This window comes from Pseudoalteromonas sp. SIMBA_162 (assembly GCF_046535955.1).
In the GTDB taxonomy this organism is placed as follows: domain Bacteria; phylum Pseudomonadota; class Gammaproteobacteria; order Enterobacterales; family Alteromonadaceae; genus Pseudoalteromonas; species Pseudoalteromonas marina.
This window is the reverse complement of the sequence record NZ_JAWJBQ010000427.1, coordinates 1-271: the sequence shown is the minus strand read 5'-3', so window position 1 is coordinate 271 and position 271 is coordinate 1. Positions and strand designations below refer to the sequence as shown.

Here is a 271-nt window from a genome sequence, read left to right as displayed (position 1 = left end):
AGCACATCGAGCAGATGCGCCTGTCGGCCACCAAGAGCCTGCTGGAACGGCGCGACACCATCATCGTTGGCACCGTGTCGTGCATCTACGGTATCGGCAACCCCGGCGACTACCACGCGATGGTGCTGATCCTGCGCGCCGGCGACCAGATCTCGCGGCGCGAGATCCTGGCGCGGCTGGTGGCCATGCAGTACACCCGCAACGACGCCGAATTCACGCGCGGCGTGTTCCGCGTGCGCGGCGAGACCATCGACATCTTCCCGGCGGAAAG

1 pseudogene is annotated in these 271 nt (G+C 66.4%); it reads left to right on the top strand.

Annotation, left to right across the window (positions count from 1 at the left end):
• A pseudogene (locus R0J88_RS20340) lies at nt 1–271 on the top strand (excinuclease ABC subunit B); the annotation flags it as partial.